The 20,496-nt window shown below is 67.6% G+C and carries 20 protein-coding genes; 11 read left to right on the top strand and 9 right to left on the bottom strand.

The genetic code is table 11. The features are described 5' to 3' along the window. Positions 1–178: 178 nt before the first annotated feature. Entirely contained in the window at positions 179–1,129 is a 951-nt protein-coding gene (gene ubiA / locus ACWGRX_RS05140) for a 4-hydroxybenzoate octaprenyltransferase (RefSeq protein WP_452116664.1), read from the bottom strand. An 18-nt stretch (positions 1,130–1,147) separates the two neighbouring features. Beyond that, the gene (locus ACWGRX_RS05135) at positions 1,148–1,615 is read right to left on the bottom strand and encodes a hypothetical protein (RefSeq protein ID WP_291641204.1); all 468 of its coding nucleotides are present in this window, start codon (positions 1,613–1,615) and stop codon (positions 1,148–1,150) included. A gap of 279 nt (positions 1,616–1,894) precedes the next feature. On the opposite strand from ACWGRX_RS05135, the gene ACWGRX_RS05130 reads away from it, so the two are divergent. From ACWGRX_RS05130 to ACWGRX_RS05100, 7 genes are all read left to right on the top strand, one after another. Beyond that, positions 1,895–2,635, top strand: a complete 741-nt coding sequence (locus tag ACWGRX_RS05130; RefSeq protein WP_291641206.1) for a 16S rRNA (uracil(1498)-N(3))-methyltransferase — start codon at positions 1,895–1,897, stop codon at positions 2,633–2,635. Positions 2,636–2,797: 162 nt separating this feature from the next. After that, positions 2,798–3,964, top strand: coding sequence for a carboxylate-amine ligase (locus ACWGRX_RS05125; RefSeq protein ID WP_452116663.1), 1,167 nt, complete (start codon positions 2,798–2,800; stop codon positions 3,962–3,964). 117 nt (positions 3,965–4,081) lie between these two features. Continuing rightward, the gene (locus tag ACWGRX_RS05120; protein ID WP_452116662.1) at positions 4,082–5,461 is read left to right on the top strand and encodes a glutamate--cysteine ligase; all 1,380 of its coding nucleotides are present in this window, start codon (positions 4,082–4,084) and stop codon (positions 5,459–5,461) included. A gap of 118 nt (positions 5,462–5,579) precedes the next feature. Then, the gene (locus tag ACWGRX_RS05115) at positions 5,580–5,756 is read left to right on the top strand and encodes a Flp family type IVb pilin (protein ID WP_452116661.1); all 177 of its coding nucleotides are present in this window, start codon (positions 5,580–5,582) and stop codon (positions 5,754–5,756) included. 251 nt (positions 5,757–6,007) lie between these two features. Next, a complete protein-coding gene (locus tag ACWGRX_RS05110) occupies positions 6,008–7,063 on the top strand; it encodes a TadE/TadG family type IV pilus assembly protein (RefSeq protein ID WP_452116660.1) in 1,056 nt (351 codons plus the stop codon). A gap of 16 nt (positions 7,064–7,079) precedes the next feature. Then, positions 7,080–7,571, top strand: a complete 492-nt coding sequence (locus tag ACWGRX_RS05105) for a TadE/TadG family type IV pilus assembly protein (protein ID WP_452116659.1) — start codon at positions 7,080–7,082, stop codon at positions 7,569–7,571. Positions 7,572–7,630: 59 nt separating this feature from the next. Further along, positions 7,631–8,104 carry a TadE/TadG family type IV pilus assembly protein gene (locus ACWGRX_RS05100; protein WP_452116658.1) on the top strand — a complete coding sequence of 158 codons (474 nt, stop codon included), beginning with the start codon at positions 7,631–7,633 and terminating at the stop codon, positions 8,102–8,104. 78 nt (positions 8,105–8,182) lie between these two features. On the opposite strand, the gene ACWGRX_RS05095 is transcribed toward ACWGRX_RS05100, so the two are convergent. Continuing rightward, positions 8,183–9,064: a LysR substrate-binding domain-containing protein gene (locus ACWGRX_RS05095; RefSeq protein WP_066468091.1), complete on the bottom strand. Its 882-nt coding sequence runs from the start codon at positions 9,062–9,064 to the stop codon at positions 8,183–8,185. Between the two features lie 169 nt (positions 9,065–9,233). Between ACWGRX_RS05095 and ACWGRX_RS05090 the strand changes: the two genes are divergently transcribed. After that, positions 9,234–9,590, top strand: a complete 357-nt coding sequence (locus ACWGRX_RS05090) for a YjiS-like domain-containing protein (RefSeq protein WP_452116657.1) — start codon at positions 9,234–9,236, stop codon at positions 9,588–9,590. 116 nt (positions 9,591–9,706) lie between these two features. Here ACWGRX_RS05090 and ACWGRX_RS05085 read toward each other — a convergent pair whose 3' ends face one another. The 3 genes from ACWGRX_RS05085 to ACWGRX_RS05075 form a co-directional block, all read right to left on the bottom strand. Further along, complete coding sequence (locus tag ACWGRX_RS05085; protein WP_452116656.1) at positions 9,707–10,600, bottom strand: DUF937 domain-containing protein; 894 nt, start codon at positions 10,598–10,600, stop codon at positions 9,707–9,709. Positions 10,601–10,716: 116 nt separating this feature from the next. Continuing rightward, positions 10,717–12,084: an MATE family efflux transporter gene (locus ACWGRX_RS05080; protein WP_452116655.1), complete on the bottom strand. Its 1,368-nt coding sequence runs from the start codon at positions 12,082–12,084 to the stop codon at positions 10,717–10,719. After that, the gene (locus tag ACWGRX_RS05075; RefSeq protein ID WP_452116654.1) at positions 12,081–13,943 is read right to left on the bottom strand and encodes a monovalent cation:proton antiporter-2 (CPA2) family protein; all 1,863 of its coding nucleotides are present in this window, start codon (positions 13,941–13,943) and stop codon (positions 12,081–12,083) included. The genes ACWGRX_RS05080 and ACWGRX_RS05075 overlap by 4 nt, the downstream gene beginning before the upstream one ends. Before the next feature lie 191 nt (positions 13,944–14,134). On the opposite strand from ACWGRX_RS05075, the gene ispH reads away from it, so the two are divergent. Genes ispH through rnhA form a run of 3 tightly spaced genes read left to right on the top strand, consistent with a single transcriptional unit; the run spans position 14,135 to position 16,542 of the window. Further along, a complete protein-coding gene (gene ispH, locus ACWGRX_RS05070) occupies positions 14,135–15,115 on the top strand; it encodes a 4-hydroxy-3-methylbut-2-enyl diphosphate reductase (protein WP_452116653.1) in 981 nt (326 codons plus the stop codon). Positions 15,116–15,133: 18 nt separating this feature from the next. Further along, complete coding sequence (locus tag ACWGRX_RS05065; RefSeq protein WP_452116652.1) at positions 15,134–16,099, top strand: homoserine kinase; 966 nt, start codon at positions 15,134–15,136, stop codon at positions 16,097–16,099. Continuing rightward, the gene (rnhA, locus tag ACWGRX_RS05060; protein WP_452116651.1) at positions 16,096–16,542 is read left to right on the top strand and encodes a ribonuclease HI; all 447 of its coding nucleotides are present in this window, start codon (positions 16,096–16,098) and stop codon (positions 16,540–16,542) included. The genes ACWGRX_RS05065 and rnhA overlap by 4 nt, the downstream gene beginning before the upstream one ends. A gap of 147 nt (positions 16,543–16,689) precedes the next feature. Here the strand turns inward: rnhA and ACWGRX_RS05055 are convergent, their stop codons facing one another. From ACWGRX_RS05055 to ACWGRX_RS05045, 3 genes are all read right to left on the bottom strand, one after another. Next, on the bottom strand, positions 16,690–18,399 hold the full coding sequence (locus ACWGRX_RS05055; RefSeq protein ID WP_452116650.1) for an MFS transporter: 1,710 nt from the start codon (positions 18,397–18,399) through the stop codon (positions 16,690–16,692). 250 nt (positions 18,400–18,649) lie between these two features. Beyond that, positions 18,650–19,672 (bottom strand): LLM class flavin-dependent oxidoreductase, encoded by a 1,023-nt coding sequence (locus ACWGRX_RS05050; protein ID WP_452116649.1) that lies wholly within the window; start codon positions 19,670–19,672, stop codon positions 18,650–18,652. A 284-nt stretch (positions 19,673–19,956) separates the two neighbouring features. Beyond that, complete coding sequence (locus ACWGRX_RS05045) at positions 19,957–20,433, bottom strand: MarR family winged helix-turn-helix transcriptional regulator (RefSeq protein ID WP_452116648.1); 477 nt, start codon at positions 20,431–20,433, stop codon at positions 19,957–19,959. Positions 20,434–20,496: the final 63 nt, after the last annotated feature.

Genomic DNA, 20,496 nt, shown 5'->3' with positions numbered 1-20,496 from the left:
ATGGACCAGATCGACAGGCCGGGGCTCGCATGGCGAGCCTCGGCCTGATCCATTTAGGATGTTGAGAGTGCTGTCACTCGCAGCCGCTCCGCTACGTCGGAGCGCGCTGCAAATTCGGACACGGGCCTATGGGACGTCGTGGCTGAGATGCGCATCGGTCGGCGAGGAGTTGCTGGTCCTAGAACGCTGCCTTGGCGGCTGCATCGAGCGCGAAGCCGGCGGCGAGGATAAGGCCGGCATTGCGATTGGATCGGAACAGCATCAGCGCGGTCGGTCCGTCGGCGCCGCCGATCAGGCGGACCTGCCAGGCGAGATGGGCCGCGAACAGGAAAAGCCCGGTGAAGGCGACGATGCCGCCGCCGGCCAGCCAGGTTGCGAGGCCCGCCAGCAGGGCGGCCGCCGCATAGCAGCCGCCGACCGCCTGCTGCGTGTAGCGGCCGAAATAGCGCGCGCTCGACTTGATGCCGGCGATGACGTCGTCCTCGATGTCCTGCATCGCGTAGACCGTGTCGTAGCCGATGGTCCAGAACACCGCGGCGAAATAGATCAGGTAGGCGGGCGCGTCGAGCCGGCCGAAGACGGCGCTCCAACCGACCAGCCCGCCCCAGGAGAAGGCGAGGCCGAGCACGAATTGCGGCAGGTTGGTGATGCGCTTCATGAACGGGTAGATCGCGACGATGCCGAGCGAGGCGATGCCGGCCGCGATCGTAAAGGCGTTGAACTGCAGCAGGACCAGCAGGCCCGCCAGCGACAGGCCGAGCATGAACAGGGCTGCGGCGCGCGCGCTGACTTGCCCCGAGGGCAGGGGACGGCCGCGGGTGCGTGCCACCTGGGCATCGAGCTTGCGGTCGACGATGTCGTTGAATGTCGAGCCGGCCGCCCGCATCACGATCGCGCCGATCAGGAAGAGCAGGACGTGCCAGAGGTTCGGGAAGGGCATGCCCGCGGCGATCGCGGCCAGTCCGGCCGCCCACCAGCACGGCAGCAACAGCAGCCACCAGCCGATCGGGCGCTCGATCCGGGCAAGCTTCAGATAGGGCCGCAACCGGCGCGGCGCGCGCGTATCGACCCAGTGGCCGCTCAGCGCGTCGGGCAGTGGCGCATCGGTGATTTCGGGCGAAGACGCCATGGCAAGCGGGCCTTCGGGTCAGAGCGCCCCTTGCGGCACCCGCATCGGGCCACCGGTCAGCGTGTCCGAGCCGCCGAACGGGTTGGCGCTCTGCTGCTGCGCCTGCTGCTGGGCCCGGCGCTGCATCGCGGCATGCTGTTTGACGGCATTGCAGGCCTGGTTGCGGATCGTCGCGGCCTTCTCGTTGTCCGCCTTCATCCCGTCGATGAAGCTCGGCGGAATCTGGCACCAGTCCTGGTTGGCGGTCGCAAATTTGAGCGTGGCGTTGCCGTTGTTGACGAGGCGGCCGAGCGTGCTGCAGGCCTGCTGGGGAGTAAGTTTGCGCTTCGATTTGCTGGAGGCGTTGAGCCCCTGCACGATCGACTGGCGCTCCTGCAGCAGCTTCTGCATGTTCTCGCAACCGGAGGGCGCCTGTGCCAGCACCGGCTGGGCCAGGCCAGCGCCCGCCAGCGCCACAGCCAGCTTCAGGGTTGCGTATCGCCGCATCATCCCGCTCCGAATTCTTCCACCCGCGCCGTCCCGGCGCCGTGGTCTCCATAACAGCCACGCCCGCGCACCGCAAAGTGCCGGCTCGCATTTGGTGACGACGCGCTTGCCGATAGCCGCCGATTGTGGCGACTTTCGCGTCCGGAGCTACAAAATCGACCTTGGCGGCAGCTTCGCTTTGTGATCGCCGATCGCCTGTCCTATCTGGTCAGGCGCGCCCGCCCGCACCGGCCGATCCCGGCTGGCGCACGGCGCGCCACCAGGACGGACCGACGACGGATGCGCGATTTTTCCAAGCACAGGCTTTTTTGCGAAGCGGCGCTCGTGCCGGGTGGGACCATCGAACTCGCTCGCGACCAGGCGAATTATCTGCTCAACGTCCTGCGCCTGCGCAGCGATGACGCGATCCTGGCCTTCAACGGGCGCGACGGCGAATGGCTCTGCGCGATCCGGGTGGAAGGCCGCAAGCAGGCCCGGCTGGAGGCGCAGCGCCAGGTCCGCGTCCAGCCGCCGGCCGCCGATCTGGTCTATATGTTCGCGCCGCTGAAGCATGCTCGGCTGGACTACATGGCGCAGAAGGCGGTCGAGATGGGGGCGGGCGTGCTCCAGCCGGTCCTGACCCGCCACACCCAGGTCTCGCGCCTCAATCTCGAGCGTCTCGCAGCCAATACCGTTGAGGCGGCGGAGCAGTGCGGCATTCTCTGCTTGCCGCAGATTCGTCCCGAACTGCCGCTGGCTGACGCGCTGGCAGGGCTCGAGCCCGAGCGCCTGCTGGTGTTCTGCGACGAGGCGTCCGCGCCCGAAGGGCCGGTCGCAGCGCTCCAGTCCGCCCCGCGTGGCAAGCTTGCGCTGCTGATCGGTCCGGAAGGTGGTTTCGACGAATCGGAGCGCGCTCTGGTGCTCGCTCGCGAGCGCACGCTGCGGCTCTCGCTCGGCCCGCGCATCCTGCGCGCCGACACGGCCGCGGTCGCCGCGCTGGCGCTCGTCCAGGCGACGCTCGGCGACTGGATAAGCCAATAGCGCCGGGCATTTGCGCGAAGCGGTCTGCGGCCCGAGCCGTGGAACGCGGCGCACGCGTTGTACGTTGAGCACAGGAACTGCGACCATGGTCGCAGTTCCGACTCAATGACGGGCAGTCTGGCGCACCCGAACGAATGGGGCACCGGGAAGGGGGAGCGGACCATGGCGACCAGCGCCTATCGTTTCGGCATCGAGGAAGAGTATTTTCTTTCCGAGGCCGAGAGCCGCGGCATCGCGCGCAAGATCTCGCCGCGTTTCATCGAGGCGGCCCAGGCCGCTTTTCCGAACGAATTGCAGAGCGAGATGCTGCAATCCCAGATCGAGGTCATGACGCCGGTCTGCGAGAACATGGCCCAGGCGCGGCTGTCGCTGTCGCGGCTGCGGGCCGGGCTCGCGGCGATCGCGCGCGACCACGACATGCTGCTGCTCGCCTGCGGAACGCACCCAACTGCCGCCTGGTCGCGCCAGCGTGCGACCGAGGCCAAACGCTATGACGGCATCATGCGCGATTTGCAGATGCTCGGCAGCCGCAATCAGCTCTGCGGCCTGCATGTCCATGTCGAAGTGCCGGACGAGGACCTGCGCATCGGTATCATGGTGCGGATGCTGCCCTTTCTGCCGCTGCTGCTGGCGCTGTCGACCTCCTCGCCCTTCTGGCAGGGGCGGCGTACCGGGCTGATGGGCTATCGCCTGTGCGCCTACGCAGAATTGCCGCGCACCGGCCTGCCGGAACTGTTCACCAGCGCAGCCGATTACCGCGCCTATATCGACACCATGGTCGCCTCCGGGACGATTCGCGATACGAGCTTCGTCTGGTGGTCGATCCGCCCCTCGGAAAAGCATCCGACGCTGGAGCTGCGCGTTGCCGACAGCTGCACCAGGCTCGACGATACCCTCGCCATTGCCGCGCTCTATCGCTGCCTGGTGCGCCATCTCGCCCGCAAGCCGGATCTCAATGGCAGGCTGACCGCGGCCTCGCGTGCCATCGCGGCCGAGAATATCTGGCGGGCGCAGCGCTATGGTCTGCATGGAGGCTTCGTCTGCGAAGCCCGGCGCGCCATGCGCCCGGTCGGCGAAGTCCTCGAGGAAGTGCTGGCGATGCTGGGCGAGGACGCCGCCGCGCTGGGTTGCGGCGCCGACCTTGCGGCTTGCCGCGGCATCGTCGCCGGCGGCACCAGCGCCGATATGCAGCTCGCCATTTTCGAGGAGGCGCGCGCCGGCAGTGGTGGCCAGGAGGCAGGGATGCGCGCCGTGGTCGATTGGCTCGCGGCGCAGACGCGCGCCGGCGGCAATGGCGATGCCGGGATCAGCATGCGCGGAGCCGCCTGATCGGCGATCATGCATTTTGGCAAGATTGTGACCCCGACCCCGCATCCGTGGTCGTTGTGGTTGCCGTGACGCTCGCCTATGTCTGGCGCTCCGAAGCCTTCCCTGCCGGAGTGCCTGATGGCCCGCGACGTCTCCGATTCCACTCCGATCAGCTCGAAGGCCGAACTGATCGGCTGGATCGCCGAAGGCGAGAAGCCCGCTTCCCGGTTCAGGCTGGGGACCGAGCATGAGAAATTCCCGTTCTATGCCGACGATCTGAGCCCGGTGCCCTATGAGGGCAAAGCCGGGCGCGGCGGAATCCGTGCCCTGCTCGACGGCATGCAGGAGCGGCTCGGCTGGGAGCCGATCCTCGATGACGGCCATGTCATCGGCCTCGCCGGCCCCGATGGCGGCGGCGCGATCTCGCTCGAGCCGGGTGGCCAGTTCGAGCTCTCGGGCGCGCCGGTCGACAGCATCCACGAAACTGCCGCGGAACTCGCGGCGCATCTCGCCGACCTCCATGCGGTCGCTGAGCCGCATGGCATCCGCTTCCTCGGCCTCGGGCATTCGCCGCTCTGGACCCGCGAGCAGACGCCGGTGATGCCGAAGCGGCGGTACAAGATCATGGCGAACTACATGCCGAAGGTCGGCACGCGCGGCCTCGACATGATGTTCCGCACCTCGACCGTGCAGGTGAATCTCGACTTCGCCAGTGAGGCCGACATGGTGGCGAAGCTGCGGGTCGGCCTGGCGCTGCAGCCGCTCGCGACCGCGCTCTTCGCTGCCTCGCCCTTCAGCGAGGGCAAGCTCAACGGCCTGCAGTCGATGCGTTCCGAGATCTGGCGCGACACCGACAATGCCCGCTCCGGCATGCTGCCCTTCGCCTTCGAGGAGGCGATGTCCTATGAGGCCTATGTCGACTGGGCGCTCGACGTTCCCATGTATTTCGTCAAGCGCGGCGACGTTTATCATGACGTCACCGGCGCTTCCTTCCGCGATCTGCTCGCGGGCCGCCTGGCGCAGCTCCCTGGCGAGCGCGCGACCATGTCGGACTGGGCCAACCATCTTTCGACCCTGTTCCCCGAGGCGCGGCTGAAGCGCTATATCGAGATGCGCGGCGCCGATGCCGGGCCGGTCGAGATGCTGAACGCGCTGCCGGCCTTCTGGGTCGGGCTGCTCTATGACGAGGCTTCGCTCGCCGCGGCCTGGGACCTCGTCCGGGGCTGGAACGCCGAGGAGCGCCAGCGCCTGCGCGACGATGTGCCCAAGGCCGGGCTCAATGCCAGGATCGGTGGCCGGCCGTTGCGTGAACTCGCGCGCGAGGTCGTCGAACTGGCGCGGGCCGGGCTGGCGCGGCGCGCCCGTCTCGATGCACAGGGGCGCGACGAGACCTCTTATCTCGAGCCGGTCATGGCCATTGCGGAGAGTGGCCGCAGCCTCGCCGAGCGGCTCGCCGTGCGCCAGCAGGGCGCCTGGGGCGGCCGGATCGATCCTGTCTTTTGCGAGCTGGTGCTGTGAGGCGGCGGGACAATGTAACGCCTGCCGCGTCGCGACTTCGGCGGAAAACTGCGCATACCTCCGAATTTTGCGCTTCCGATTAACGAATTCTCCGCAGCTTGCCGCTAGCAATGGCGGCATGAAGCCGATTTTCGCCCTTGCTCGCGACTTTCTGCACGACAACCGTGGCGCCACGGCGATCGAGTACTGCCTGATCGCCGGTATGATCTCGCTCGCCTGCATTGCCGGCGCGACGACGATCGGCACGACCCTTTCCCGATATTTCTTCGCGGCCGCGGCCGGTCTGGCGCCCTGAGGGCGACGAGCGGTGTGCCACACGACGCGTCCTCGTCGTGTGGCCGAAAGCGGCTGGCCGATTGGGCAGGAAATTACGCAACGCAGTTTCGCTAAACTTTACCATATTCAGGCTGCGGCGGCCGAATAGGCCCGCTTATGTGCCGATAGCCCCGGTTTTCACGAGCTCGCGCAAGATTTTGTCAATCCGCGCCCGCCTACGGTTTTTGCATCGTCGCGCTGTGTTTTCGGCGCTTTCCGCGAGGCTTTGGAATGATGCCCCTGTTTCGCAGCTTCCTGAAAGACACCCGCGGCTCGACCGCGCTGATCTTCGGGCTCGGCCTGCCGGCACTGATGCTCGCTGTCGGTGGCGGCATCGACCTGACCCGCGCCGCCGCCCAGCGGCAGCGCATCGCCAGCGCGGTCGAACTCGGCTGCCAGCAGTCGACGCACGAGATCAGGTACCGGCAGAGCCAGGCCAACGCCGATCCGAACGCGAACTACGTGCCGGTCGTGACCGATATTACGAACAGCAAGGTGACCGGCAGCGGGCTGTCCGGCGTGACGGTCAGCGCCAGTATCGCTAACAACATCATCACCGTCCGGGCGTCGGGCAACAGCGCCAACGTTTTCGGTGGGGTGCTCGGCTTCGAGAACGTGCCGCTCGGGGTCGTCCGCAATTGCGACATGCTGCCGGTGTCCACGACGACGCCGGGAACAGTGCTTCTCGTGGAGTCCTTCGAGACTAACCACAACGTCGCGTCGAACAGCTGGACGGTCCTGAACAACTGGAATGGATGGTCGACGCAGAGCGGCAAGGGCGGCATCGAGATCAACGGCATCCCGCAGCTCTCCGGCAACGAGATCCGTTTCGGCAATTTCTTCGCCGAGCTGGACTCGCATTGCTACACTTCGAACTGCCGGACCAATTCGTCAATGTGGCGGGAGATAACTCTCCCGGCCAATGGCGATTACGAGCTGCGCTACTGGTACATCTCGCGCGTTCGCAATCCAGCCTATGCCGGCAAGGTCTACTGCGCTTACAAGGACTCGTCGACTGCGGTCTGGAATGCGCTCAATAATGCGACCTGGGAGGGGCAGACCAACCGGATCGAGGTCTTCTTCGCGAAGTCGAGTGGCTTTTCCTCGGCAGCCTCGAACGCCGTCGACACCTGCGTCCACACTGACCAGTGGACCGAGCGGAAGATCATCTTCCGGAACCTCAAAGCCGGCGATAAGTACAGGCTGCAGTTCCAGGCAGCCGGGCGCGAGGATACCTATGGCGGGCTGATCGACTACATCCGCTTCTGCACCAAGACCTGTCCGTGACGGAGTGGCGACGGTGATGCGCTATCCCCGATCGATCACTCTGCCGGGCCTCATCTTGCGGCTGGCGAGCCGGTTGCGCGCCTTCGCGGGCGATGCGCGTGGTTCCGCAGCGGTCGAATTCGCCTTTGTCGGCGTGGTCTTCATCACCGGGCTGCTGGCGGTGCTGCAGTTCGCTCTGGTCTTCCTGACGCAGATGAATTTGCATGACGCGGTTTCCGATGCCGCCACCGGCAACAACGCCCAGACCCTGGCCGGAAACCGTAGCGCCGTCATCACCCAGATCTGCGGGCGGCTCGTGATCGCGGACAACTGCGTCGCGAACATCCGCCTCGAGACGCAGCCTCTCTCGGCTTATGGCGGAGTGGTCCAGGCGATCGGCTCCACCTTCTCCAGCGCGACCGCTGGTACGCCGATGCTGATCCGGGCGCGTGTTCCGGTCGTGACCTTCGTGCCCGGGCTACCCGATCTGAGCGTGTCGGGCTCCGCACTCTATGCGAGGCCGTCATGATGATCTCGGCAAGGTTCCGTTGGCGCAGCCCGCGCCGCATGCTGCGGGACGAGCAGGGCATGGCCGCCGTCGAGTTCGGTCTGATCGGCACTCTGTTGTTCATGATGCTGGCCGCGGCCGTCGACCTTTCGCAGGCCTTCACGATCCAGCGCGACATCACGCGCTTCACCGCGGAAGCGGCGCTGGTGCTGGCCTCGCAGACCGACGAGACGCTCGCCGCCGTGACCGGCCAGCAGATCAATGCCAAGATCGCCAACGTCCTGCCCGGCAAGACCGGAATCGAGGTGGGTTCGGCGGCGATCACGCGCAAGAACAACACGATCCTGGTCGGTGTCGGCACGATGACTTATCTGCCCGCTGAAGCGAATACCTCGGCATTGGCTACGCTCCAGAACGAAGACCATGGCGTCGTCGTCCGCGCGTCCTATCGCCACGAGCCGCTCATCCTCGGCTTTGCCGAGCAATTCGGGCTCCGCACCAAGACTTTCACTGCTGCCACAGTGGCGCTCAGGCTGCGTGAGGCGCGCTACTAGAGGATTGCGAGCGAAGCGGGCAGCCGCTCCGCTCAAAATGCTCGCGGTCGCCGAGGCGCTTGTCCGCGCGCGCCAAGCCTACTCGGCCGCGGTCTTGAAGCTCTGCAGATTGTCGAGGCTCTGAATGATGTGCTCGGCGAGCGCGTTCGAGAGGATCGACGGGTCGTGCCGGGTCCGGAGCAGGCCGATCTTGCAGGAGGGTAGGCTGGCATAGCCTTCCGAGGCGCCGAGGATGCGCATGCCAGGCCTGACGGCGCTCTCCGGCAGCACCGAGACGGCGAGCCCCGCGACCACCGCCGCGCCGACCGCGGTCGAGTTCCAGCTGGCATAGAGCACACGGAAGCGCCGTCCCTTGTTCTCCAACGCCTCGACCGCCGCCTGCCGCCAATTGCAGGTCGGACGCCCCAGCGCCAATGGCAGCGGGTCCTCCTCATGCACGCAATGGCGGGCCGAGGTCACCCAGAGCAGGGGCTCGATACGGATGATCTCGCCCTGGCCGCGTCCCTCGACATGGGTAATGATCGCAAGGTCGATGTCGCCGGTCGCGATGCGCTCGGCCAACATCGGCGTCGGCTCGCAGACCACGGTGACTTCGGTGCGCGGGTTCGAGCGGGCGAAGCGGGCCAGGATCTCCGGCAGGTAGCGGTCGGCATAATCGTCGGGCACGCCGAGCCTGATCCGGCCCTTGAGATCGGCCTCGGTGAAGCTGGCGACACATTCCAGATTCAGTCGGACGATCCGGCGGGCATAGTCGAGCAGGCGCTCGCCATCTTCGGTCAGCTTGGCATGGCGCCCGTCACGGCCGAAGAGCGGCCGTCCGACGCGTTCCTCGAGCCGCTTCATCTGCATCGAGACCGCCGATTGCGTCTTGAAGACGATCTCGGCCGCGCGGGTGAAGGAGCCAGTGTCGGCGATGGCGACGAAGGTCTTGAGCTGGTCGGCGTCGAGCACATGGGCCATGCCGGCATCCCCCCGGAGGAATATCAAAATTAATTGTGCCAAACATCATAATCATTCGTTTGGCTGATGGCCAGCGGGGACTTACCTTTGGGTCATTCTCCGGCTCCTGTCATGGCGCGTCCAGCCGGTCCGGATGATCCGATCCGCCGATCAACCCCAGGAGGCCGTCATGCTGATCATGACCTATGCCGCGAAGTCCCTGTCTGCCCTTGGCGGTAGCGTGACGCGTGCAGCCACCCGGACGGTCACCGGCGTCAAAGATCTGATCCGCGCCTGGGTCCACCGCCGCGAGGTCATGCAGCTCGGCGAACTCGACGAGCGCGGCCTCAAGGATATCGGTCTCGTTCGCTCCGATGTCGAAGGCGCGCTCGCGACCTCCTGGCTGCGCGATCCCTCCGCCGTTCTCTCCGCCCGCTCGGCGCAGCAGCAATCGGCCGCTGCGCGCCGGCGAGAAGTCGGGCTTCGACAGGCCGTAACCCAGCCGGCGCGGCCAGCGCGGGCCATCGAGATCGCGTGCAACGCCTGACCCCTTGGCGTGACGCGTTCCTGCGGGCGGTGGCTTCGGCTACCGCCCTTTTTTATGGGCGATGCCCGGAATGACGGAGCCGCGGCCGGTATCGACACGGCCGGCCTCTGCCAATGTCAGGCGCGGCGCTGCCCACCGCCCAGCATCGCATCGAAGATCGACTTCAGCGCATCCTGGTGGCTGTCCTGCACCTTGCGGCCATGCTCGAACATCTGGTTGAGCGCATCGAGGCCAATCGAGCCCGGTCCCGTCTCGCCGGAGGGCGCCGGCTGCTCGGGCTCCGGTTCCGGCTGGCGCCGCTGCGGTGCGGGCTTGACCCCCTCCTGCGACGGCTGGCCGCCGCCGAACATGCCGGTCAGGATCTGGCCGAAGATATTGCCCATATCGGCCGGGTTGCCCGGCATCGGCGCGCCGCCGAACGGGCCGCCTCCTTGCGCCTGCCCGGCCGCCGCCGTCTGACCGCCGAACAGACCGCCGAGAATCGCTTCGAGCGGGTTGCCGGGGCTGGCCTGCATGCCCGGCTTCGGCTGGCTCGGCGCCTGCCCGCGCATCATCTCGGCGAACTGGCCGAGAATGCCGCCGAGCCCCTGATTGCCGGCCGATCTGGACAGCCCGCCCATCACCATCGCGGCGATCACCGGCAGCATCTGCTTCAGAATCGCCTGGCCGACGCCGCTGGTGGCGGCCGCCTGGGCGGTGATGGCGTTGCTGACCTCCTTGGAGCCGAAGAGCTGGCTCAGCACGTCATTGCCCATCGGCGCCGCGGAATCGGGAATGCCGTCGCCATCGGTGTCGTACATCTGGCCGAAGGGCGTCGCCGTCATCATCTGCGCGAGATTGCCGAAGGCGTAGGGGTTCTGCGTCTGGCGCTGCAACCCCATCGAGAAGGCCGGCAGCAAGGCGTCGAGCGCGGCCTGGGTCTGTTGCTGGGAGAGGCCGTATTGCCGCGCCAGGTTCTGCATCGCCTGGCCGTTCTGAGCCGACTGCATCATCTCGAACAGGTTCATCATGGCATGCTCCCTTGCGGGTTCGGTCCCGCCACCGGCGCGCTTTCCGTTCGACCGGGATCGGTCGAACCGTCGGAGTTCGCGCCAGCCATCGCCCGGACGATATCAGCCGGGTGGCATCAGGCAAGCGAGGCGGCTTGCGCCGCCGCCCGCCGCTCCAGCTTGCCGATCGCGCGATAGGCGAAGACCAGCGCCAGCACGCCGAACAGCACCGCACCGAGCGCGACCCCGGCGAGCGCGCCCTTCGGCCCGGCATAGTGTGCGCCGATGAACGCCATCGGCACGGTGCCGAGCGTCGCACGGCCCCAGCTGAACACTGTCGAATAGAGCGGCATGCCGAGATTGTTGAAGGCGGCGTTGGCGACGAAGAGCGCGCCGACGAAGAGCCACATCGGGCCGGAGATCAGGCAGAAGAACACGACGATCTCCGCCGTCTCGCCGCTCGCATCGAACAGGGTGGTGAGCGGATGGCGCAGCAGCACCAGCATCAGCCAGGCGAGGGCGACGCAGCCGGCGGCGAAGCAGACCGAGTCGGTCAGTGCCCGGCGCATCCGGTCGAAGCGCAGCGCCCCCCAGTTCTGGCCGAGGATCGGCCCGATCGCCCCGGACAGGGCGAACAAGGCACCGAACGCCACCGGCACGAGCCGGTCGATGATCGCGGTGGCGGCGATCGCCTGGTCGCCGAAGCGGGCGATGATGCTGGCGAAGAAGGCGTTGGCGATCGGGGCCGAGAGATTGGTCAGGATCGCCGGCGCGGCGATCGAGAGGGAGCGGCCGATATCGGCGCGCACCGTGGCAAGCGTCGGGCGCGCCACGATGCCGTGGACCTTGACCGCGCCATGATAGCCGACCGCGACCAGGACCAGCCGCGAGATCACCGTCGCCATGGCGGCGCCGTCCGGCCCGAGCCCGAGACCGAAGATCAGCAGCGGGTCGAGTCCGGCGATGACGATGCCGCCGGAAAGCGTGACATACATCGCCCGCCTGGCGTCGCCGACGGCACGCAATATGCCGGAAAAGCCCATGCCGAGCGCCATCAGCACGTTCGCCGGCAAGGTGATCCACAGGAAGGAGTGGGCGACAGCATAGGCCTCACCCTGCGCGCCGAGCCGTGTCAGCAGCCAGGGCAGCAGCGGCAGGATCAGGCCGCTCAGCGCGAAAGCCGCGGCGCCCATCAGGGCGAGCGATGACGCCGCCAGCCGGCGTGCGCCGGCGCGGTCCCCGGCGCCGAGCGCGCGCGCCGTCAGGGCGGTCACCGCGATCATCAGCCCGACATTGAAGGAGACGACGAGGTAGAGGACGATGGTGGCGTAGCCGACACCGGCCGTTGCCGCCGGCCGGCCCAGCCGCGAGACATAGAGCAGCGACAACAGGTCGACGATGAACACCGCCATCAGGCCGACGGAGGCGGTCGCGGTCATCACCGCGACATGGCGCAGGGTCGAGCCGGTGACGAAGACGGCCGGGCTTTTGCTGGGGGCGTTCACGTGGCCGGTTCTCCGACACCGCCGACCGCCACCTGGGCGCCGCCATCCTCGATGACCTCGCGGGTCTCCTCTGACAGGGCTTTCGGCTTGGCCTTGGGTCTGACCAGCGGCTCGGGCGAGACGCGCGGCACCTTGTGCAGCCCGGCGGCGATGCCTTCGTTGAACTGGATTTCCATGCGCTGGGCGTCGCGCTCGCGCACATTCTCGATCACTACGCTGGCCTCCTCATAGTCGAGCCCGAGGCCCTCCAGGGTCACGCGGCTGAAGCCGAGCGCCGATTCGAAGGTCTCACGCATCAGATAGTCGACATCGGCGCGCATCAGGTCGATGGCGTGGACACGGTCGAAGGCGCGGGCATGCAGGCGTACCGTCGGGAATTCCGCCTTGGCCATCTCGACGATCCGCAGCGCCGCCTCGCGGTCGTCGATGCAGACGCAGACGATCTTGGCCTTGCCTGCTCCGGCGGCGCGCAGCACGTCGAGCCGCGTGCCGTCGCCGTAATAGATCTTGAAGCCGAACTTGGCGGCGGAGCGGATGCGCTCGACATCGGCATCGATGACGGTGACGTCGATGTGCTGCAGCAGCAGCGCCTGCGTCACCACCTGGCCGAAGCGGCCGAAGCCGATCACCAGCACGGAAGGCGCGGTGCCGCTGAAATCCTCCTCGATCTCTTCCGGCGGTGCCGCGCGCGCCAGCAGCCAGGCGTCGATCAGCTTGGCGAGGATCGGGCCGATCAGCATGCTGAGCGCGGCGAGCGCGGTCGCGATTGCGCCGTGATGCGGGTTCAGCAGGCCGAGCGAGGCGGCCATCGGCAGCAGCACGAAGGCGAATTCGCCGGCCGGTGACAACAGGGCGCCGGCCCGGATCGCCTCGCTCCACGTCGAGCAGGAGGCGCGCAGGATCGCGGCGGCGGCGGCGATCTTGAACAGCACCAGCGCCGGCGCGGCGAACGCCAGCAGTAGCGCATTGTCGAGCACCAGCTTGAGGTCGATCGACATGCCGACCGCCATGAAGAACAGGCCGAGCAGCACGCCGCGGAACGGTTCGATATCGGCTTCCAGCTCATGGCGGAAATGCGAATCCGCCAGCAGCACGCCGGCGAGGAAGGCGCCCATCGCCATCGACAGGCCGACATTCTCCATCACCAGTGCCGCGCCGAGCACGACGAGCAGGGCGGCTGCGGTCATCACCTCGCGGGCGCCGGACTTGGCCAGCAGCCGAAAGAACGGGTTCAGCGCATAGCGGCCGGCGAACACCAGGGCTGCGACCGCGAGCAACGCCAGGCCGAGCCCGGCCAGTGCCTGCATCGCGCTCTGGTCATTGGTCGCGCCGGTCGTCGCCAGCAGCGGCAGCATGGCGAGGATCGGCGCGATCGCGATGTCCTGAAAGAGCAGGACGGAGAAACAGCGCCGGCCATAGGACTCGGCGCCGTCGCCACGCTCCTCGAGCAGTTGCAGGGCGATCGAGGTGGCGGAGAGGGCGAGCGCCAGACCGACCGCGACCGCGCCGCCGAGGCTGAGCCCGAGCCACCAGGCGATGGCGCCGATCACGCCCGCGCTGAGGACCATCTGGGCGAGGCCGGTGCCTAAGATGTCTCGCCGCATCGAATAGAGCCGCGCCGGCTGCAATTCGAGCCCGACCAGGAAAAGCAGCAAGACGACGCCGATCTCGGCGGTGCTGCGGATCGCATTCGCGTCCTTGATCACGGCCAGCAGCGAGGGGCCGATGGCGATGCCGGCGGCGAGATAGCCGAGCACGGCCGAAAGCCCGAAGCGCCGGAACAGCGGCACGGCGACCACCGCCCCGGCGCAGAAGGTCAGGATCGGCGGCAGATAGCTGACATGCGAGGCATCGGCCATGAGGAATCCGTGCTGACGGGAGCGGCCTGGCGCGAGCGCGGGGTCGATCGGGGTTATCTAGGCGTTCTCTGGCGCGCCGGGGAGGGCGGCTGGTGCGGGGGGCTCCTGCGGCCTGCGGCGAGCCGCTTCCTTGACATCATTCGCGTGAGACCGAAAGAAGGCGCAGCCCTTACCGGAGCCTTCGAGACCTCGTGACCGCCGCGCCAAAACCGCCGCTCGATATCCTGCTCTGCGCCCCGCGCGGCTTCTGCGCCGGCGTGGTCAGGGCGATCGACGCCGTCGAGAAGGCGCTCACGCTGCATGGCGCGCCGGTCTATGTCCGCCACGAGATCGTGCACAACAAATACGTGGTCGAGTCGCTGAAGCGGAAGGGCGCGGTTTTCGTCGCCGAATTGTCCGAAGTCCCCGATGCCAGCCGGCCGGTGATCTTCTCGGCCCATGGCGTGCCGAAATCCGTGCCGGCGGAGGCCCAGGCTCGCAATTTCTTCGCCATCGACGCGACCTGCCCGCTGGTCACCAAGGTACATCGCGAGGCCGAGGTCCACCACAAGCGCGGGCGGCACATCCTGCTCGTCGGCCATGCCGGCCATCCCGAGGTCATCGGCACCATGGGGCAATTGCCGCCGGGCGCCATCACGCTGATCGAGACGCTCGAGGATGTTGCGACCCTGACCCCACCCGAGGGCAGGCCGCTGGCCTATGTCACGCAGACGACGCTCTCGGTTGACGATACCCGCGGCATCGTCGAGGCGCTGCAGACGCGTTTTCCCGCGCTGATCGCGCCGCACAAGGAAGACATCTGCTACGCCACCACCAACCGGCAGGAGGCGGTCAAGCGCGTCGCCCCGCTGGTCGATGGGCTGATCGTCGTCGGCTCGCCCAATTCCTCGAATTCGCAGCGCTTACGCGAGGTCGCCGAGCGGGCCGGCTGCCCGGTTTCGCGCCTGGTGCTGCGCACCGACGAGATCGACTGGTCGCTGTTCGGCGATATCCGCCGGCTCGGGCTGACGGCCGGCGCCAGCGCGCCGGAAGTGCTGGTCGAGGAGATCATCGACGCCTTCGCCGAGCGCTACGAGGTCACTGTCGAGACCGTCTCGACCGCCGATGAGAGCGTTTTCTTCCCCCTGCCGCGCGAATTGCGCGGTGAGCCGGCTGCGTCCCCGGCCGAGTGAGCCCAGGAATTCTCAAGCGTGGCCGTCTATACCGAAGTACCCGATAACGAAATGGCCGCCTTCGTGGCGCGCTATGGCATTGGCGACCTGTTGTCCGCCAAGGGCATCGCCGAAGGCGTCTCGAATTCCAACTTCCTGCTGCATACCACGCAGGGCTTCTACATCCTGACGCTCTACGAGGAGCGGGTCTGTGCCGACGATCTGCCCTTCTTCATCGGGCTGATGGAGCATCTGGCGCAGCGCGGCCTGATCTGTCCGCAGCCGCTACGGACCGGCGACGGCGCCGCCGTCGGCCGGCTCGCCGGGCGCCCGGCCGCGATCGTCACCTTCCTCGACGGGCTCTCGGTCCGCCGGCCCACGGTCGCGCATTGCGGCGAGGTCGGGCGCGGGCTCGCCTTGCTGCACGAGGCCGGCCGGGATTTTCGCATGCAGCGCGCCAATGTCCTGTCCGTGCCCGGCTGGCGCCCGCTCGCCGAGCAGGCGGGGGCGGAAGCCGACACGGTGCTGCCCGGGCTGTCGCGACGCATCTTCGCCGAGATCGAGGCGCATGAACGGCATTGGCCGCAGGGGCTGCCGAGCGGCATCATCCATGCCGATCTCTTCCCCAACAATGTCTTCTTCATCAAGGACCAGCTCTCGGGGCTGATCGACTTCTATTTCGCCTGCACCGACGCCTTTGCCTACGACCTCGCGATCTGCCTGAATTCCTGGTGCTTCGAGGCCGACGCCTCGTTCAACCTGACCAAGGGCCAGGCTCTGCTCGCCGGCTATGAGAGCGTGCGGCCGCTCGAGACGGCCGAGGTCGAGGCCCTGCCGGTGCTCTGCCGCGGCTCGGCTCTGCGCTTCCTTCTGACCCGTCTGGTCGACTGGCTGAACGTGCCCGAAGGCGCTTTCGTCAAGCCCCTCGACCCGCTCGAATACGATCGCAAGCTCGCCTTCCACCAGCGCGTCACCGATGCGCGCGAATACGGGCTGCGGCGATGAGCGAGGTTGTCGAAGTCTGGACCGACGGCGCCTGCTCGGGCAATCCGGGGCCCGGCGGCTGGGGCGCGATCCTCAGCTACAAGGGCAAGGAGCGCGAGCTTTCCGGCGGCGAGCCGCTGACCACCAACAACCGCATGGAGCTGATGGGCGCGATCTCGGCATTGGAGACGCTGACCCGGCCCTGCACCGTCGCGCTCCACACCGACAGCCAGTATCTGCGCCAGGGCATCACCGCCTGGATTCATGGCTGGAAGAGGAACGGCTGGAAGACCGCCGACAAGAAGCCGGTCAAGAACGAGGAGCTCTGGAAGCGCCTCGACGCTGCCCTCAAGCAGCACAAGATCGAATGGAAATGGGTCAAGGGTCACGCCGGAGACGAGATGAACGAGCGCGCCGACGCGCTCGCCCGGGCAGGGATGGCGCCGTTCAAGCCGGGGCGGTAGGCGAGGGCGGAACGCCGAGCCTCGTCACACGCGACGCGACACCAAGATTCCGAGAAGGCCTCGCACCTGCCGACGCCGCATGCGCCCCAGCCGGATGCAGGCTTTCACGCATGTGGTCGCGAGGTTGAGCAGGGTTGATGCCGCCGCTCAGGGCGCCGCCTGCGCCTGCCGGGTCGCGCGCAGGACCTCGCGCGGCAGCACGCCGGTCTGACGCTCGACCATGCGGTGCACGACCGGCGGCTCAGGCCCTATATGCAGGCTCCTGACCCGGTCGCCGATCTCGGCATCGGCCTGGGTGGCGCGCTGGGCCTGGCGGAGATATTCGACCCAGGTCGGGCTGTCATAGCGCTCGATCCAGAGCTCGGCATCGGTCAGGTCGCGCAGCAGCGACCAATGGCGGGCACCATCGCGGCGGCGGATGCGCCGACGCTCCTCCATCGCCTTCAGGAACTCGACCACGTCCTCCTGCCGGATCCGCCATTCGATGGTGACGAAGACCGGGCCGCTGCGCGGTTCGATATCGACCGCGACCGTCGGCTCTCGCCAGCGGCTGAGCGGATCGAGATTGAGCGCCTCGAGCGGGGGAAGCTGGTAGCGCAGCCCGGCTGCCGCGCCGAGGATGAGTGCGACCGCCGCTGCGGTGAGGCCGCCGGCCGGGCCGGAATGGAGGGTGACCCAGCCCCAGGCCCAGCTGCCCGCGGCCATCCCGCCGAAGGCCGCCATCTGGTAGAGCGAAAGCGCGCGCCCCGCCACCCAGCGCGGCGCCGAGAACTGCACCGTCGAGTTGAAGGTCGAGAGTGCCAGCACCCAGCAGGCGCCGCCGACTGCGAGCGCCGGCATGGTGAGCCACATGGTCTGGCTCGCGGCCACGACCAGGGCCGCGGCCGCATAGGCCAGAAAGGTCAGACGCGCCAGGGTCTCGGTGCTGAACCGCCGGCGCAGACGGGCACTGACGAAGGCTCCGCCGACCGCGCCGGCGCCGAAGGCTCCCAGCAGGATGCCGAATGTCAGCGGACCGCCGCGCACGAGATCCCGTGCGATCAGCGGCATCAGGGCGAGGCCGACGACGCCGCCGAAGCCGAAGAGGAAGGCGCGCAGGATGACGGCGCGGATATTGGGCGACATCGCGACATAGCGGAGGCCGGCGCTCATCGCGAGCCAGAGCGTCTCGCGCGGCAGCAGGCGCTCGACGCGCGGCGGCTGCCAGCGGGCCAGCACGACGAGCAGCCCGATATAGCTGAAGGCATTGACGATGAAGGCCGCGACCGCGCCGAAGGCGGCGACGATCGCGCCGCCGATCGCCGGGCCGACGCTGCGCGCGATGTTGAAGGCGACGCTGTTCAATGTCACCGCCGCCGGCACCTCGGGTCGCGGCACCATGTCGCCGACCGAGGACTGCCAGGCAGGATTGTTGAGCGCGTTGCCGCAACCGAGCAGGAAGGTGAAGGCGAGCAGCAGCCAGGGTGAGAGCAGCCCGAACCAGGCGAAGACCGCCAGCATGATCGAAACCGCGAGCATGAAGCTCTGCGCCGTCAGCAAGATGCGGCGGCGATCGTAATTGTCCGCGATCGCGCCGGCGGCGAGCGAGAAGATCATGACCGGCAGCGTCGTCGAAGCCTGGACGAGCGCGACCATGTCCGGCGAATCGGAGAGCGAAGTCATCAGCCAGGCGGCGCCGACCATCTGGACGAGGCCGCCGAAGTTCGAGGCGAGGCTTGCGATCCAGACCGCACGAAAGATCGGCTGGCGCAATGGCGCAAAGGCCGAATAGCGCCCGTCATGGGGCTTCAGGCCTGCGGCCTTGAGGTCGGCTTCGGCGGTCTCGGCCGTGGTCTGCGTGGCGGGCTCTTGCGGCATACCACAGTTAGAGCATGCCGGTGGACGATGTGAAGCCGGGCTTCGTCATTGTCCGTCGTCAGATGATTTGAGAGCGCTTTCGGTTTTCAGCAGGTTTGGAGGCGCCTCGCGCCGATGGCGCCCCCTGTGTTCCAGGCTGGGCGCTATGGGCGGTCGAGCTTCGGCCAGTAGGCGCAAGGTCCACCGGCATGACGCGCTGCGTGCCGTTGAAGTCGCGAGCCAGAGGCGACACGCCCTGGCCCCGCCCCCGTCAACGCCAGCCCAGCCCCGGCGCGACATGCTTCAGGATCGCCTCGATGACATGGGCGTTGTAGTCGACGCCGAGCTGGTTCGGCACCGTCAGCAGGAGCGTGTCGGCCTCGGCGATCGCCTCGTCCTTCTTCAGCTCCTCGATCAGCCTGTCCGGCTCGGCCGCGTAGCCGCGGCCGAAAATGGCGCGCGTGCTGTCGTCGATATAGCCGATCGAGTCGCTGCCCTGCCCATCGCGGCCGAAATAGGCGCGGTCGCGATCGTCGACCAGGGCGAAGATGCTGCGGCTGACCGAGACGCGGGGCTCGCGCTGATGGCCGGCCTCCTTCCAGGCCTGCCGGTAGCCGCGGATCTGCTTCGCCTGCTGGATGTGGAAGGGTTCGCCGCTCTCATCGGTCTTCAGCGTCGAGCTCTGCAGGTGCATGCCGGCCTGTGCCGCCCAGACGGCGGTGGCATCCGAGGCCGCGCCCCACCAGATGCGCTCGCGCAGACCCTCGGAATGCGGCTCGAGCCGCAGCAGGCCGGGTGGGTTGGGGAACATCGGGCGCGGATTGGGGTGCGCGAAGCCTTCGCCGCGCAAGACGTCGAGGAAGACCTCGGCATGCCGGCGCGCCATGTCGGCATCGCTCTGCCCCTCGGCCGGCTGGTAGCCGAAATGGCGCCAGCCATCGATGACCTGTTCGGGCGAGCCGCGGCTGATGCCGAGCTGCAGGCGGCCGCCTGAGATCAGATCGGCGGCGCCCGCGTCCTCCACCATGTAGAGCGGGTTCTCATAGCGCATGTCGATGACGGCCGTGCCGATCTCGATGCGGCTGGTCCTGGCGCCGATCGCAGCCAGCAACGGGAAGGGCGAGGCGAGCTGGCGGGCGAAGTGATGCACCCTGAAATAGGCCCCGTCGGCGCCCAGTTCCTCGGCCGCGACGGCGAGTTCGATCGACTGCAGCAGCGTGTCGCCGGCCGAGCGGGTCTGCGATTGCGACGAGGGGGACCAGTGCCCGAAGGAAAGGAAGCCGATCTTCTTCATGGTGCAGCGCCTGTGAATGACCGCGAGCGCGGAGCCGTTCCGCGAAAAGGAAAACGCCCGGCCGGCCGGCGCCGTCGGGCGTGCTTGTCCCTCATATAGGCGCGATCCACGGCCTCGCTTTGGCGTTCACGCATTGACGCCAATGTACCGGTGCAATCTCGGCGGTACCGGCGCAGCGGGCCACCAGCCGGGATTCGTTTCTCGGGGCAACCCGGTGCTTGCGCCAGGAGATGGGGTCTTGCCCCGCGCTGCCGGGCGCACGGGTCTCGCAAGCAGGTTCGTGCTCAGGCGCGCTCCTGGGCATCATTCTCGTGTTCGAGCTTGTCGCGCAGCGCTGCCATGACGCGGTGCGCGGCTTCTAGGTCGGCTTCCGAAAGATCCTGCGCCAGCCTGTCCGCCTTCGGATTGTAACTTTCCACGGCAGCGTCGTAGGCCTGCTGCCCCTGCTCCGTGAGCAGGACGAGCTGGGCGCGCCGGTGATGCGGGTTCGGCGCGAAGGCGACCAGCCCTTCGCCGTGCAGGTCGTTGACGATGCGCTGGACGTTCTGGCGGTTGGCGCCGAGGTCGCGGGCGAGCCACGATACCGGCTGCGGCCGCTCCGCGGCGACGATCGCGCCGAGGATCTGCCAGCGTGCGCTGGTCAGGCCGAACGGCGCCACGAGCTTGTCGCCCCAGCTCAGCGTCAGGTTGTTCACCCGGAACAGGAGCAGGATGAGGCCGGTCAAGGTGTCTCGGGCCGGCGGGTTCGATGTCTCGCTCATAAGGCATCTTAAAAACGATTTGACATCATCATGTCAAATGACATAGGCATCTCAAGGTCAAAT

The organism is Allobosea sp. NPDC055594, assembly GCF_053618995.1.
The sequence above is the reverse complement of the archived record's forward strand: the minus strand, read 5'-3'. Positions and strand labels throughout refer to the sequence as shown.

Bases quoted from the DNA above. Each gene is read 5' to 3' on its own strand.
- ACWGRX_RS05100 (WP_452116658.1), top strand. From the start codon at position 7,631: ATGGCCGCCGTCGAGTTCGGTCTGATCGGCACTCTGTTGTTCATGATG.
- ACWGRX_RS05110 (WP_452116660.1), top strand. From the start codon at position 6,008: ATGATGCCCCTGTTTCGCAGCTTCCTGAAAGACACCCGCGGCTCGACC.
- rnhA (WP_452116651.1), top strand. From the start codon at position 16,096: ATGAGCGAGGTTGTCGAAGTCTGGACCGACGGCGCCTGCTCGGGCAAT.
- ACWGRX_RS05055 (WP_452116650.1), bottom strand. From the start codon at position 18,399: ATGCCGCAAGAGCCCGCCACGCAGACCACGGCCGAGACCGCCGAAGCC.
- ACWGRX_RS05085 (WP_452116656.1), bottom strand. From the start codon at position 10,600: ATGATGAACCTGTTCGAGATGATGCAGTCGGCTCAGAACGGCCAGGCG.
- ACWGRX_RS05130 (WP_291641206.1), top strand. From the start codon at position 1,895: ATGCGCGATTTTTCCAAGCACAGGCTTTTTTGCGAAGCGGCGCTCGTG.
- ACWGRX_RS05120 (WP_452116662.1), top strand. From the start codon at position 4,082: ATGGCCCGCGACGTCTCCGATTCCACTCCGATCAGCTCGAAGGCCGAA.
- ACWGRX_RS05095 (WP_066468091.1), bottom strand. From the start codon at position 9,064: ATGGCCCATGTGCTCGACGCCGACCAGCTCAAGACCTTCGTCGCCATC.
- ACWGRX_RS05135 (WP_291641204.1), bottom strand. From the start codon at position 1,615: ATGCGGCGATACGCAACCCTGAAGCTGGCTGTGGCGCTGGCGGGCGCT.
- ACWGRX_RS05090 (WP_452116657.1), top strand. From the start codon at position 9,234: ATGCTGATCATGACCTATGCCGCGAAGTCCCTGTCTGCCCTTGGCGGT.
- ACWGRX_RS05105 (WP_452116659.1), top strand. From the start codon at position 7,080: ATGCGCTATCCCCGATCGATCACTCTGCCGGGCCTCATCTTGCGGCTG.
- ACWGRX_RS05045 (WP_452116648.1), bottom strand. From the start codon at position 20,433: ATGAGCGAGACATCGAACCCGCCGGCCCGAGACACCTTGACCGGCCTC.
- ubiA (WP_452116664.1), bottom strand. From the start codon at position 1,129: ATGGCGTCTTCGCCCGAAATCACCGATGCGCCACTGCCCGACGCGCTG.
- ACWGRX_RS05125 (WP_452116663.1), top strand. From the start codon at position 2,798: ATGGCGACCAGCGCCTATCGTTTCGGCATCGAGGAAGAGTATTTTCTT.
- ACWGRX_RS05050 (WP_452116649.1), bottom strand. From the start codon at position 19,672: ATGAAGAAGATCGGCTTCCTTTCCTTCGGGCACTGGTCCCCCTCGTCG.
- ACWGRX_RS05115 (WP_452116661.1), top strand. From the start codon at position 5,580: ATGAAGCCGATTTTCGCCCTTGCTCGCGACTTTCTGCACGACAACCGT.
- ACWGRX_RS05075 (WP_452116654.1), bottom strand. From the start codon at position 13,943: ATGGCCGATGCCTCGCATGTCAGCTATCTGCCGCCGATCCTGACCTTC.